Consider the following 12,959-nt stretch of genomic DNA (forward strand, 5'->3'; position numbering starts at 1 on the left):
TCTAACAAAGATAGGTTGGATGCATTAATGTGTATAATCGATACAATTTTTGAGTGACAACACCCCTATTTTTAGTGGTGTACTTCATGCAAGCGAACGGATTAAAGAATAAACATGGTCGAACAGCATCAACAAGAGCTTAAAAAGCAGCTTTGGAATATCGCAAATACCCTACGTGGCAATATGTCTGCCGATGATTTTCGTGATTACATTCTAGGGCTTATCTTCTACAAGTATTTATCAGACAAGCTCAATCGTTATGCAGATGCTTTACTGAGTGAAGACGGTATAAAGTTTGCTGATATTGACGAAAGCACCGCAGACGGCCAAGAGATCTTAGCAGCGGTTAAAGATGAAACACTGGATAACCTAGGCTACTTCTTTAAGCCTTCTGAGTTATTTCACCTGATTGCTGAGCATGGAGAAAATGACAAGTTCATCCTTGATGATGTCACTAATGTGCTTAACCATATTGAGCAAAGCACTATGGGCGCAGAAAGTGCTGATGACTTTACAGGTCTGTTTGATGAGTTAGACCTTACCTCAAACAAGCTAGGTAAAACCCCAGAAGCTCGCAACAAGCTGATTGCTCAAGTGCTAATTCATCTCGATAACATCGAATTTCACTTAGAGAATAGTGAAATAGACGTACTAGGTGATGCTTACGAGTACCTTATCGGTATGTTTGCCAGTGGAGCAGGTAAAAAGGCGGGTGAGTTCTATACCCCGCAGATGGTGTCTAAACTGCTGGCTAAGTTGGTCACGCTTGATACACCTAACCTTAAAAGTGTTTATGATCCAACCTGTGGTTCGGGTTCATTGCTGCTGCGTGTAGCGAAAGAGGCTAACAACCCAGACCTTAAGTTTTATGGCCAAGAGCAGAACCCTAGCACCTTTAACTTAGCGCGCATGAACATGATCATGCATGATGTGCATTACAACCGCTTTGATATTCAAAACGATGACACCTTAGAAACACCAATGCATTTTGAAGAGCGCTTCGATGCGGTAGTTGCTAATCCGCCATTCTCTGCTGCATGGTCTGCAAGCCCACTACATCTCAATAACGACCGTTTTGCCGATTACGGTAAGCTAGCGCCAAAAGGTAAGGCTGACTTTGCCTTTGTGCAGCATATGATTCACCAGCTTAATGATAACGGCACCATGGCGGTGGTACTGCCTCATGGCGTGTTGTTCCGTGGTGCAGCCGAAGGCCATATTCGCCGGCATTTAATCAAGGAGAAAAACTATCTCGATATGGTGATTGGCTTGCCTGCCAATATCTTCTTTGGTACCCCTATTGCGACCTGTATATTAGTGCTCAAAAAGCACCGCAAAGCCGATGATAACATCCTGTTTATCGATGCCAGCGCCCACTATGAGAAAGGCACTAATAATAATGTGATGCGTGACAGTGACCTTGAGCGCATCATCAACGCCGTGACTGAGCGTGAGAAAATGACAGACAAGGAGCTAGATAAGTTTGCCTATGTGGCGACTCAACAAGACCTTAGCGACAATGATTACAACCTCAATATCCCACGCTATGTGGATACTTTTGAAGAGGCAGAGCCTGTTGACCTATCGCTAGTGGCTAAGCAGCTGGTGGCCAATGATAAGGCCATGGTTGATATTGATATATCTATTACCAATTACTGTAAAGAGCTGGGCATCAGTGCACCGTTTGAGGTGAAAGGATGAGAAGTTCCTTAGTGCCTAAAGTGCGCTTTAAAAACGATAAGGGGTTGGATTACCCCAGTTGGCATGAAACTGAGTTTGGAAATGAGTTTTTACGAATAACCAAAAAAAATATTGATAATAATATGAATGTATTGACCATATCCGCACAAAATGGATTGGTCAGCCAGTTGAATTATTTTACTAAATCGGTTTCTTCCCGAGATGTTTCGGGTTATTACTTTTTGGAAAAAGGTGATTTTGCGTATAACAAAAGCTATTCCAAAGGTTACCCGATGGGAGCCATTAAACCTTTGTCATTTTATGATAGCGGTGTTGTGTCACCGCTGTACATATGTTTTAGATCAAAAAATGAAAATAGTTGTGATTTCTTTGCGCAGTACTTTGAGTCTGGGCGTTTAAACACAGAAATAGCAAAAATAGCTCAGGAGGGAGCCCGAAATCATGGCTTGCTCAATGTTAGCGTCAAGGAATTCTTTTCTGATATCAGATTATGTATTCCTCAAACTGATGAACAACAAAAAATTGCTGATTTCCTCATCGCTGTCGATAGCAAAATCAGGCAGCTAACAGAAAAGCATCGCCTGCTCAAAGAGTACAAGAAGGGCATCATGCAGCAGCTGTTTAGCCAGCAACTGAGGTTTAAAGATGACGACAACAAGGCGTTTCCTGAGTGGCGAGTTGAGCGTATTGGAAAGTACTTAGAGCCATATAGAGAGTTGGTTTCAGCTGATACCGAAATCCCAATTTTAACTTCATCTAGAACAGGACTCTATCCTCAAGAACGCTCTGTTATTAATGAAGGTGATTATGGTGTTGTGCCATTAGGGTACTTTACTTATCGACACATGAGTGATGATTTGGTCTTTAAATTCAATGTGAACCGTTGGTGGGAAAAAGGTGCAGTTAGCAAGGAGTACCCAGTATTTAAAACAGTGGATATGGATAGCTATTACTTAGAGCTTCAGCTTAATGAAGGTAATGATTTTAAGCGCTTTGCTATTCAACAAAAGCAAGGTGGAACACGTACACGTTTATATTTTAAGAATCTTCAAGAGTTAAAACTCAACTTACCAAGCTTAAAAGAACAACAGAAAATCGCCCAGTTCCTGCAAGCTATCGATAACAAAATTGACGGGGTGGCTGAGCAGGTAGAGCAGATCAAGCAGTTTAAGAAAGGCTTACTGCAGCAGATGTTTGTGTAAGACAGGTAGGTTGGTGGACGTGTTTGTGCTGTGAAAAATATATATATAAATAAGAAAAGGAATTCAACGATGAACGCTTTATTAAGTTGCCAGAGAGAGAAACAAGATGCCCTATAGCAAGCCTTGGCACTCCTATCAGGCGCAACTCGATAAGCTACGTGAGCGTGGCCTTAACATCACTGAAGATGATAAGGCGCTAGATTACCTTGCCCGTATTGGGTACTACCGCTTAAGTGGCTACTGGTACTCGTTTCGCCAGCAGCAAGAAGTCGAAGGCAAAAAGGTTAAGCTTGATAACTTTATCACTGGTGCCAGTTTTGAGCAGGCGGTTCAGCTGTATGTATTTGATAAGAATCTACGCTTGCTGGCAATGGATGCGCTAGAGCGGATTGAGATTGCATTTCGTGTTGAGTTAGCTCACTTATTGGGCGAGCAAGATATGTTTGCCTACTTAAAGCCAGAGCTATTCCACGATAAGTTTGCCAAGATTCTGAAGCCGCATACTGGGCTGACAGAGCATCATAACTGGCTAACTAAGCAAGCGGGGTTGATTAAGCGCTCAAAAGAGAAGTTTATAGAGCACAACAAGAAGAAACATGGCCTACCCCTACCTATCTGGATAGCCTGTGAGGTGTGGGACTTTGGTACCCTGTCCTTCCTGTATGGCGGTATGAAAGAGGCTGACCAAGATAGAATCGCTCGAAAATTTGGCTTATCCAATGGCCGTGTGCTGGCCAGTTGGCTGCGTTCACTGAACTACCTGCGTAACTTATGCGCTCATCATAGCAGACTCTGGAACCGCAATGTGGTTGAAAAGCCCAAGCTACCTCCAGCACCAGAACTGCCTTGGGTGGCACCGTTTATTGAATATGACAGGTTACGCTCTCGCCCTTTTTTACTGTTTTGCATTACTAAGCACTTGATGGATCATATCAACCCTAATTCAACATGGTGGAATAGGTTAACGGACTTAATGGCTAATGATCTGCCCGATATGTCGATGCTTGGTTTGGACTTAAATAGTATGGGAGTTTGTGAAGACTGGTTAGAGTTATTTACCACACACGAATGACAGGCAATAAAAAACCTCTAAGCAGTCTGCTTCCCGAAGGAAACTTACCGATAGAGGTCGTGTTGCTACAGAATATAATTTAATTTACGGCAATTAGCAAACATATTTGGCCATTTTAGTGCGTAAAGATACGCCATGAGACACTATAGGACAGCTACTAGCACTTCTAGCTCGGATAGGAGCATTATTACTTTTTACACGCTTTTTACATGGTAGTGGCCGTAACTAGATGGATTTAGCCACAATTGAGTCAGCTACCTATACAAGCGCAAACACAGAACAAATGGAAGGGAATAGATGGCACATCAATCAGAACAGCAACTAGAAGATAACCTTGTTAGCCAGCTAAGTAAGCAGGGCTTTGAGGTGGTCTGCCTGCCTGATAATGCTGCCCTTGAAGCTAACCTTAAAAAGCAGCTTGAGCGAGTTAATGGTGTTCAGCTATCAGACGGTGAGTTTAAGCAGGTACTTGGTAAGCTCGATAAGAGTAATATTTTTGGTAAAGCCAAGATACTGCGGGATCAGTTGGATGTGAGTTTAGATAATGGTGATAGCTGTCACCTGAGCTTGCTGTTTGAACAGGCTAATGCTAATTCAGCTAAGAGTGCTAAACGAGGACTGAATCACTTTCAGGTGGCGCAGCAGATCACAGTTAAAGGTGTGTACACTAACCGCTATGACGTCACGATTCTGGTTAATGGTTTGCCATTGGTACAGATTGAGCTTAAGCGCCGTGGATTAGAGCTTAAAGAGGCGTTTAATCAGGTTAAGCGTTACCAGAAGCACTCTTATCATGCCAATCATGGCCTGTTTAATTATGTGCAACTGTTTGTGATCTCTAATGGGATTAATAGCCAGTACTTCTCCAATAACAGCGAGATGTCAGCTAAGCAGACCTTTGACTGGACTGATGTCAGTAACAATCGTATAAGCAAGCTTACAGAGTTTGCTAGCGCCTTTTTATCACCACAGCACTTAACCGATATGATCGTTAAGTACATTGTGCTGAATGAGACTGGCAAGTTCTTGATGGTGCTTCGACCGTATCAATTTTATGCAGTAGAGGCGATTGTAAAGCAAGTGAAGGAGGCTGATGGGCTTCCTCACGACTCCTACTTAGATAGCGGTGGGGGCTATGACTCTGGTTATGAGAATGGCTACATCTGGCATACGACAGGTTCAGGAAAGACACTGACCTCATTTAAAGCTGCACAAATCATTACCTCGCTCAGTGAAGTTGATAAGGTGGTGTTTGTGGTCGACCGCAAAGACCTAGACTATCAAACAGCGCTAGAGTTTAATGCTTTCTCAAAAGGTTGTGTCGACAGTACCGACAACACTAAGGTGCTGTTCCACCAGCTGCTTGATAAGCCTGTAAAGCTCAGAAAAGGGCAAACCGAGAACACGAATCGTAATACCAAGCTGGTGGTCACTACCTTACAGAAGCTCAATAACGTGATCACTAAGAAGCGCTACCTTGAGGAGATGTCAGCACTGCAAGACAAGCGCATTGTATTTATCTTTGATGAGTGCCATCGCAGTCAGTTTGGTGATACCCACCAAAACATCACCCAATTCTTCAGGGGTAACCAGCTATTTGGTTTTACTGGTACCCCGATATTTGCAGACAACGCTATTGCAAAGAAGTCAGTAAAGAAGACCACTAAAGATCTGTTTGGTGAGTGCCTGCATACCTATGTGATTGTCGATGCTATTAGAGATAATAATGTACTTAAGTTTGCCATTGAGTATGTTGGGCGATATCAGTACAAAGATGGCTCTAAGAATAATCTTGATATTGACGTTGAGGATATCGACACCAAGGAGCTATTAAGCTCACCAAAACGGTTAGAGATGATCACCGACTACATTATTGATCATCATGGTCGTAAGACTCATAGCCGTGATTACAATGCGATGTTTTGTGTCTCTGGTGTCCCCGAGCTGATTCAATACTACGAGCTTTTTGCTAAGAAGAAAGCTGAAGGGAAACATAACCTCAAAATTGCCACCATATTTAGTTATGAGGCTAATGAAGAGGAGGAGTATGAGCTTGGTGGTTGTGAGCTTGATATTTACAGTAATGAAGTGCGTGAAGTTTCGGTCAAATATCTCAATGAAGGGCAAGCGGCTAAGCTACATAGTCGAGATAAGTTAGAGAGTTTTATTGCTGACTATAATCAGATGTTTGGTACGAGCTATCACACTAAAGATAGCAAGATTTACTATAACTATTACAAAAATATTGCCAAGCGTGTGAAGGCTAAAGAGATTGACCTGTTGCTGGTGGTCAATATGTTTTTAACGGGGTTTGATGCGCCTAAGCTTAATACTTTGTTTGTCGATAAGAACCTTAAGCAGCATGGACTGATTCAAGCGTTCTCCCGTACCAACCGCTTACTTGATGAAACTAAGTCTCACGGTAATATTGTTTGCTTTAGAAACCTTAAGAAAGCGGCTGATGAAGCGTTTACTCTGTTTTCGAACAAACAGCCTAAAGAGGATATAGAGACCCCCTCCTATAACGAGTTGATTGCCGACTTTGATAAGGCTCACACTGCACTGATGGCGATAACACCCACCGTTGATGACGTAGATACCCTAGCAGATGAAGACGCTCAGAAGCTGTTTGTATTGCAGTTTAGAAAGCTGATGCAGTTGAAGAATATGCTAAGTAATTTTGCAGACTTTGACATGAGTGAAACCGCCATGGATGAGCAGACCTTTCAAGACTTCACCAGTAAGTATGCAGACTTAAGTCGTCAAATCCGTGAAAGCACCATTAAAGAGAAAGTGTCGATACTTGATGATGTGGATTTTGAGTTAGAACTGCTCCATAGAGATGAAGTGAATGTTGCCTATATACTGCAACTACTACGGGAAATTCATGGTGAAGAAAGTAGCGAAGAGAGAGAGAAGAAGCGCCAAGTAATCGCTAACCTTATTGCATCAGACCCTACATTGCTAAGCAAGAAAGAGTTGATTGATAAGTTTATGAATGAGTACCTTGACGGCATACCTGCTAGCGCTGATGTTGATGAGGAGTTTGAGTTCTTTTGGGAGAAAGAGAAGCGTGAAGCTTTGGAGGTCTTTGCACAGGAGCAGAAGCTAAACAAAGAGCGCCTTGAGCAGCTGGTGGCACGATTTGAGCTAAGTGATGAGATGCCTTTGCGTGAAGACTTTGCTAAGGCATTGGAGAGCAAGCCTACAATACTGCAGCGTAAGCGTGTGTTGCCTATTATCAGCGACAAGTTTAAGCAGTTTGTCGATACGTTTATGTCAGGGTTTTAGTTAGCAAATAAGGATTTTAAATGGAATTAACTTCGAATATTAGCAGTAACCATGTGGTTGCGATTCAAGAGCTTCTAAGTGCAACTCCTACTCGGGTAGTGATTACGTCACCCTACTTAGCATCTGATATGGCTGCACTGTTGGACAACTTTGACTTCAGTAGTTTGAAGCGAATAGAGATAGTGACTACCTTTAAAGCGAATGATCCTGAACAGCTGACAAAGCCATTCCAGCTACATGACATACAGACCTATTTTCAAACGAAGTACCCTTCAGTCAAGTTAAAAATCCACATAGATAATCAGCTACATGGCAAAGTGTATATGGCCATGGGTGATGAAGCTTTATCAGCTGTTGTTACCTCTGCAAATTTTACTCATAGTGGTATGTATTCCAACCATGAATGGGGGCTAAAGGTTCGCGATGAGCACACAATAAATGAATTGTTAGAGCAGGTATTAGGTAGCTTAGATTACCCTGAGTTGACGTCAACTCAAATTAACAAGGCAAAAATGTTTGCTGAGCAATACTTGAACTCCCACCCTGAATGGTCAAAGAAACCTGATGTGACGGTGGATATCATATCAACCATTTACTCAGCTGAAGTTGAAACGGATAAAGAACCTCTTTACTTCTTAAAGCCTATTGGTACAAGCGAAGAGCCTGTGAGGCTTGAGGATAGAAATGACTACTCTGATTTGCATCAGCCCCTTCATTTTTCGAAATGGAAACCAAAAGGTGTACGTCAAGGTGACGTTGTTATTACTACAGGCGTTGGTTGCGGCTCATTAATCTCATACTTTAGAGTTACAGGTAGCCTCTTTCATGTGACTGATGATGAGATAACACTAGAGCCTTGGAAGGAACGTTGGCCTTGGTATATGGAGGGGAGGAACTATAGTACTGACTTTGGGCGAGTATGGTGGCAGCATGACATTAAGCGAAATACGGCATTGAATGAGTTTAGAGACACACACCCAACCATTCCAGTTACAAGTGCTGGTGGTTTTAGCCTTGGAACATTAAATATGGGTAGTGATAAGGTGCAAATCACTAAAGAGTTTGCGGAGTTTTTAATAGCGAAAATTGATAATGCGGAAAGCTAGCGGATGACTGACTCTATTTGCTCACAATTGACAGACGCTTGCTTACATATGCTTACTGAATCCATGCAACTAGATCTCAATCATATTGAGTCTGAGTTGAGCTCCTATACTCCTGAAGAGCAAGTTAATGCCATTAGCTACATAGAGAATCTATACTTCGTATCTCAACAGATCAAGGAAGGAGTTAGTACTGTAGTTGATTATAATGAGCTTTATTGTGAAAGTGACACTAAGTTTAACGTACTTCAGCAGGGTATGTTTGATGCGATAAAGCTAACTCTGGAATTCCATGGAGAAGAGCTTTGGAAGGAACTGCACACTCACACAAATCGAGGTGGGGAAGATTGGTTTCCTATCGTGATATTCAAGGAGCCATTAGAGGACTATTGCAGTAGTTTTAGGTTAAAAACGATTTATCGTGGCTGCAATGAATCAGAACATCAAGCAGGCTCTTTTGGTCAATGTTGGAGTTCTTGCAAGCAGACTGCAATCGACTTTGCCTTTAATAAATATCCTGAGTTAGATTACTCTCAACGAAGGGTGTATCAGGCTGAGGTTTCTTGTGAGGATATAATCTGGATACCTATGGTATCAGCTGAGAGTGAGGTCGTTATCAAACGAGATGCGAAGCTAGAAAACTTACAAGAGATTCTCCCTCACCAATTAAAGCTGTCATTACAAGCGTCATAACCCCAAAACTGTAACTCTTCGTAAGTGAGTTTCACCCTTTAATTATTGCTATGAGCTGGTGGCTCAACTGAGGAGTGATCACAAAAAAGTGATCACTTGATGCTATCTAGCTATTTATGATCATCAAACTCATATATAAAATTATCTAAGCTTATGAAAAGCAACTGGTTGCGTCAGGGGGAGACTGATCAAACACCTTAGAAAAACTCCCTATTGTTCAACCAACTTGAAACGGTTGACAATCTATTAACAATTTCTGTAGTAAAACAACGCTTGCTGACTGCTGTTTGAAATATGCCTGAAAGTGATCTCTATAGCCGTGGTGCAATGCGGCTGAAGAAGTAGCCCTTAACCTTTGACGGATTTGCTTGCTTAGAAGTGTTCTTGGCTAGGTAGCTTAAGCGATAAAGTGCTGCTTGAAAGGTGACAAGGTCATTGCGATACACCATGTAATGGCAATACTTTGGGAAGTGAGTCTTTGCATTCACAACTAGCTCAATTGCATGTCTAGCGTAATCGAAGGTGGTTTTTGTCTTATTAACCTTATGCCCGTCGAGAATGACAAAGCAGTGGTAGTGGCATTTATCATCTAAGCTGTTTTGCTCTCTAACCCAGCCATAGGCAGCTTTAGACTCGTATCTATTGTTTAAGCTAGTGGTAACGCTGCGCATGGTCTTGCTTATGAGTTTATTATCTTCTGGTGAGTCATACAGGGAGATATCAAATCGAATGACGAATGCCTTTGAGTGTCGAGATAGAAACGCCGTTAAGGATTGGTAGGTTTTGTTTAAGATATTTCTATCAAGGCCATCAGCAAAGCTCATAACCTGCCAGCCGAATCTGCCTAAACAGACTGGCTCACAGATAGGCGATCCCATGTCATAAGGGTGACTGTTAGGTGCTGCATAAGAGCGTAGAGACATAATAGTATTTAATAACCTAGTTCAATTAATCATCAGGGCAGTCTGCAGCGCAATCATGGCGCTGGTTTCACTCTTAATATTTCGATTTTCTTGCTTCAAGAAGAGCATATAACAGCCCAACTTGTTTCATTTTATTGTCATAAAAAGGGCAACAAGTGCCCCGTGTTAAAGCTAGTTGTGGAAGTGGCTAATCCACCCCTCGTTCCCATCGCAATAACTCTGATTGATAGACATACCATTCGTTACCGTCTTTGAAGGCTTTCGGGCAGTCCACTTGCAGCCTGAGCCAATTACGGATTGTTTTAGGTTTTTTATTTAGCCGAATCGCAATTTTCTCGGTTGTAAGTACTGGTTCAACTGTATGTTGTGAGGCTACGACTTGGCATAGCCTTATAGCTCTTGTGCTGGTGGTAGGCTTAGTTGGTGTCATTGCATACCTCTACATCCTTTAGCTTCACCACAGGGCGTGTGCGTATCCATTCAAGTACTTCTCTTAGCTTCCAAACATTGCTATTGGCATTAAGTTTTATACGAGTCGGGAATTGACCATTTCGCTCTAGCTGAAATGCTTGAGAGCGGCTTACTGTTGTGATGAAGCAGCGCTGTTCTTCGTTGATGACGGGTTCATCAAAACTGTCATCAGCTGATGGAGTAAATATGGATGTTTTCATTCGTCTCTCCTGAAGTCCAAGGGGCAGATTGCTCTTGGTAGGAGGACTTTAAGTGGCTATCAAGTAGAAACTAAATTTTAGAGGGTTTTAGTGTGTTGGGTCATATTGAGGGGGCTTATGGAGCGGATATAGGTTAAATAACTTTGGTTTCGTTGTGCTGGTGGCCTTATGTCCACCAGCACATTGGTTGTTAATGGGCTTTAGATCGCCACTGTTCGAATCGGGTTGGGTTCCAGCCTATGGTTCTACCATTTCTTGTCACTGGCTTTATTAGTTTGCCAGATTTGACCCAGCGAAAAACAGTGGTTCTACTTTTGCCTAAAATTAAGCAGATATGGTTGACTGAAATTAACGGTCTCATATCTTGAGCTGCTTTTTCATCGCTCATATTCATAGCGCCCCTTCACTGGCACTTTCTGCTATAGAGTCAGTTTGAGATAGGGTGACTTTTTCTCTGGAGTTTACCCAATCTAAAAGTTCCGATAGTAGCCATGCAACTGAGCGGTTAGAGATACGTCTGCGCTGTGGAAACCGTCCTTGTCGTTCGAGTTGAAATGCCTGCGCTTTACTAATACAGGTTATTTGTAACCTCTCTTTTTCTTTTACTAGGCGGTCAAACACTAATTCGTTGGCTGATTGGCAATCCATAGTGGCTAAATCTATATGTTTCATTGAGTTTTCCTCAGTTGCCAAGGGCTTGATTGCGCTTGGTAGGAGGATTCTGGATCAGCTTGCAACTGAAGCTGTCATTTTCGGGGGTTTTAGCAAATAGGGTGTAATTCAGTGCTAACTAGAGATCTTTTCGCATGATTTATTTTGGGGGTAATAACAGGGTGAAAGACCAGATCACAGAGAGGGACAACAAAACAACGGGGGTACATATGGGGGTACATATAAAGCAAAACGGGCTTCCCATCTCTGGAAAACCCGTTTTAATACATCATGTTAAGAATTGCTTCTTAGTTCATGCCGTATTTTTTTAATTTCTTACGTAAAGTACCACGGTTGATACCTAACATGTTCGCAGCACGTGTTTGGTTACCACGAGTGTGTTGCATGATGATGTCTAGTAATGGTGCTTCAACTTCGCTTAAAACCATTTCATATACTTCAGACGCTTCTTGACCGTCTAACTGAGAGAAGAAGTTTGTTACTGCACGCTTTACTGCGTCACGTAATAGTTGTGGCTTGATTGTACCGTTAGCGGTTTCAATCTTACCTACGGTTAGCTGGTGAACTTCTGTGTTAGTAGTTGTCTGATCAAACATTCTATTCTGCTCTTTATATTAAAAATTTACTAATTCATCAAAGTAACATTCCACAAGGGAATATTGCTGTTCAGCGGTTTCAAGCCTATTAAAGTCAGCACGGAACTGTCGCTGTTCTTCTTGGTTTAGGTACCATCCCATATGCTTTCTCGCAAATCGGACACCTTTGTATTCGCCGTACAATTCGTACAATTTGTTCAGGTGTTCGAGCATGATTTCTCGTTGCTCGCTCGCCTCAACTGGCGGTAATTTTTTACCTGTTTCCAAGTAGTGGTGAATTTCTCTAAAAATCCACGGTCTGCCTTGGGCTCCTCGTCCTACCATCAAAGCATCGGCGCCTGTGTAATCTAAGACAAACTTAGCTTTTTCAGGACTGTCGATATCTCCGTTAGCAACAACAGGGATTGAGACATTTTGTTTTATTGCTTTAATCGTGTCGTATTCGGCAAAGCCTTTATACATGCATTGTCTCGTTCTGCCATGAACGGCGAGCGATGCAATACCACAATCTTCAGCAATATGGGCAATTTCAACACCATTACGATGTTCAGGTTGCCAACCTGTGCGGATCTTAAGTGTTACAGGGACATCAACTGCACTAACAACAGCCTGTAAAATCTCTTTCACTAGCTGGGGATCTTGCATTAATGCCGAGCCTGCAAGCTTCTTATTCACTTTTTTTGCCGGACAGCCCATATTGATATCAATGATATGCGCACCTTGTTCAACGTTGAACTGGGCGGCATTTGCCATTAAATCAGGATCTGCACCTGCAATTTGTACTGAGCGAATACCTTCTTCACCAGAATGCATCATGCGCTGGCGGCTTTTATCTGTATCCCAAACATCAGGATTAGATGAAAGCATTTCTGATACTGCTAGGCCTGCGCCATAGCGTAAACAGAGGTTTCTAAAAGCGCGATCGGTGACACCTGCCATTGGTGCCACGATCAGCTGATTGCTCAGTTGATAAGGGCCAATTTGCATTGAGTTAATCACCTTGCTCGTCAAAGGGGCGCTATATTAGCCCTTTTT

The 12,959-nt window shown here is 42.4% G+C and carries 11 protein-coding genes; 6 read left to right on the forward strand and 5 right to left on the reverse strand.

The genetic code is table 11. The annotated features are described in order from the left end of the window. Positions 1–114: 114 nt before the first annotated feature. The 6 genes from J8L86_RS05490 (at position 115) to J8L86_RS05515 (ending at position 9,062) form a co-directional block, all read left to right on the forward strand. Positions 115–1,701 carry a type I restriction-modification system subunit M gene (locus J8L86_RS05490; protein WP_211029230.1) on the forward strand — a complete coding sequence of 529 codons (1,587 nt, stop codon included), beginning with the start codon at positions 115–117 and terminating at the stop codon, positions 1,699–1,701. Further along, positions 1,698–2,903, forward strand: a complete 1,206-nt coding sequence (locus J8L86_RS05495) for a restriction endonuclease subunit S (RefSeq protein ID WP_211029232.1) — start codon at positions 1,698–1,700, stop codon at positions 2,901–2,903. Before J8L86_RS05490 ends, J8L86_RS05495 begins: the two co-directional genes overlap by 4 nt. Positions 2,904–3,009: 106 nt before the next feature. Continuing rightward, on the forward strand, positions 3,010–3,975 hold the full coding sequence (locus tag J8L86_RS05500; protein WP_211029234.1) for an Abi family protein: 966 nt from the start codon (positions 3,010–3,012) through the stop codon (positions 3,973–3,975). A 297-nt stretch (positions 3,976–4,272) separates the two neighbouring features. Then, on the forward strand, positions 4,273–7,266 hold the full coding sequence (locus J8L86_RS05505; protein ID WP_211029242.1) for a type I restriction endonuclease subunit R: 2,994 nt from the start codon (positions 4,273–4,275) through the stop codon (positions 7,264–7,266). Between the two features lie 20 nt (positions 7,267–7,286). Next, positions 7,287–8,372, forward strand: coding sequence for a phospholipase D-like domain-containing protein (locus J8L86_RS05510; RefSeq protein WP_211029244.1), 1,086 nt, complete (start codon positions 7,287–7,289; stop codon positions 8,370–8,372). A gap of 3 nt (positions 8,373–8,375) precedes the next feature. Next, positions 8,376–9,062, forward strand: coding sequence for a hypothetical protein (locus J8L86_RS05515; protein ID WP_211029246.1), 687 nt, complete (start codon positions 8,376–8,378; stop codon positions 9,060–9,062). A 311-nt stretch (positions 9,063–9,373) separates the two neighbouring features. Here J8L86_RS05515 and J8L86_RS05520 read toward each other — a convergent pair whose 3' ends face one another. The 5 genes from J8L86_RS05520 to dusB all read right to left on the reverse strand — a co-directional run bounded on the left by J8L86_RS05520 (position 9,374) and on the right by dusB (position 12,911). Then, positions 9,374–9,985 carry an inovirus-type Gp2 protein gene (locus tag J8L86_RS05520; RefSeq protein WP_211029248.1) on the reverse strand — a complete coding sequence of 204 codons (612 nt, stop codon included), beginning with the start codon at positions 9,983–9,985 and terminating at the stop codon, positions 9,374–9,376. A 416-nt stretch (positions 9,986–10,401) separates the two neighbouring features. After that, on the reverse strand, positions 10,402–10,656 hold the full coding sequence (locus J8L86_RS05525; protein ID WP_211029250.1) for an AlpA family phage regulatory protein: 255 nt from the start codon (positions 10,654–10,656) through the stop codon (positions 10,402–10,404). Between the two features lie 390 nt (positions 10,657–11,046). After that, positions 11,047–11,328, reverse strand: coding sequence for an AlpA family phage regulatory protein (locus tag J8L86_RS05530; RefSeq protein WP_247663238.1), 282 nt, complete (start codon positions 11,326–11,328; stop codon positions 11,047–11,049). Between the two features lie 287 nt (positions 11,329–11,615). Further along, on the reverse strand, positions 11,616–11,924 hold the full coding sequence (fis, locus tag J8L86_RS05535; RefSeq protein ID WP_055023591.1) for a DNA-binding transcriptional regulator Fis: 309 nt from the start codon (positions 11,922–11,924) through the stop codon (positions 11,616–11,618). Between the two features lie 18 nt (positions 11,925–11,942). Then, positions 11,943–12,911: a tRNA dihydrouridine synthase DusB gene (gene dusB, locus J8L86_RS05540; RefSeq protein ID WP_055023590.1), complete on the reverse strand. Its 969-nt coding sequence runs from the start codon at positions 12,909–12,911 to the stop codon at positions 11,943–11,945. Between the last annotated feature and the right edge of the window lie 48 nt (positions 12,912–12,959).

This window comes from Shewanella sp. MMG014 (assembly GCF_018100775.1).
Lineage (GTDB): Bacteria > Pseudomonadota > Gammaproteobacteria > Enterobacterales > Shewanellaceae > Shewanella > Shewanella japonica.

Coding starts and splice junctions, on each gene's coding strand:
- J8L86_RS05510 (WP_211029244.1), top strand. CDS start 7,287: ATGGAATTAACTTCGAATATTAGCAGTAACCATGTGGTTGCGATTCAA.
- J8L86_RS05525 (WP_211029250.1), bottom strand. CDS start 10,656: ATGAAAACATCCATATTTACTCCATCAGCTGATGACAGTTTTGATGAA.
- J8L86_RS05495 (WP_211029232.1), top strand. CDS start 1,698: ATGAGAAGTTCCTTAGTGCCTAAAGTGCGCTTTAAAAACGATAAGGGG.
- J8L86_RS05490 (WP_211029230.1), top strand. CDS start 115: ATGGTCGAACAGCATCAACAAGAGCTTAAAAAGCAGCTTTGGAATATC.
- J8L86_RS05505 (WP_211029242.1), top strand. CDS start 4,273: ATGGCACATCAATCAGAACAGCAACTAGAAGATAACCTTGTTAGCCAG.
- J8L86_RS05520 (WP_211029248.1), bottom strand. CDS start 9,985: ATGTCTCTACGCTCTTATGCAGCACCTAACAGTCACCCTTATGACATG.
- J8L86_RS05500 (WP_211029234.1), top strand. CDS start 3,010: ATGCCCTATAGCAAGCCTTGGCACTCCTATCAGGCGCAACTCGATAAG.
- J8L86_RS05515 (WP_211029246.1), top strand. CDS start 8,376: ATGACTGACTCTATTTGCTCACAATTGACAGACGCTTGCTTACATATG.
- fis (WP_055023591.1), bottom strand. CDS start 11,924: ATGTTTGATCAGACAACTACTAACACAGAAGTTCACCAGCTAACCGTA.
- J8L86_RS05530 (WP_247663238.1), bottom strand. CDS start 11,328: ATGAAACATATAGATTTAGCCACTATGGATTGCCAATCAGCCAACGAA.
- dusB (WP_055023590.1), bottom strand. CDS start 12,911: ATGCAAATTGGCCCTTATCAACTGAGCAATCAGCTGATCGTGGCACCA.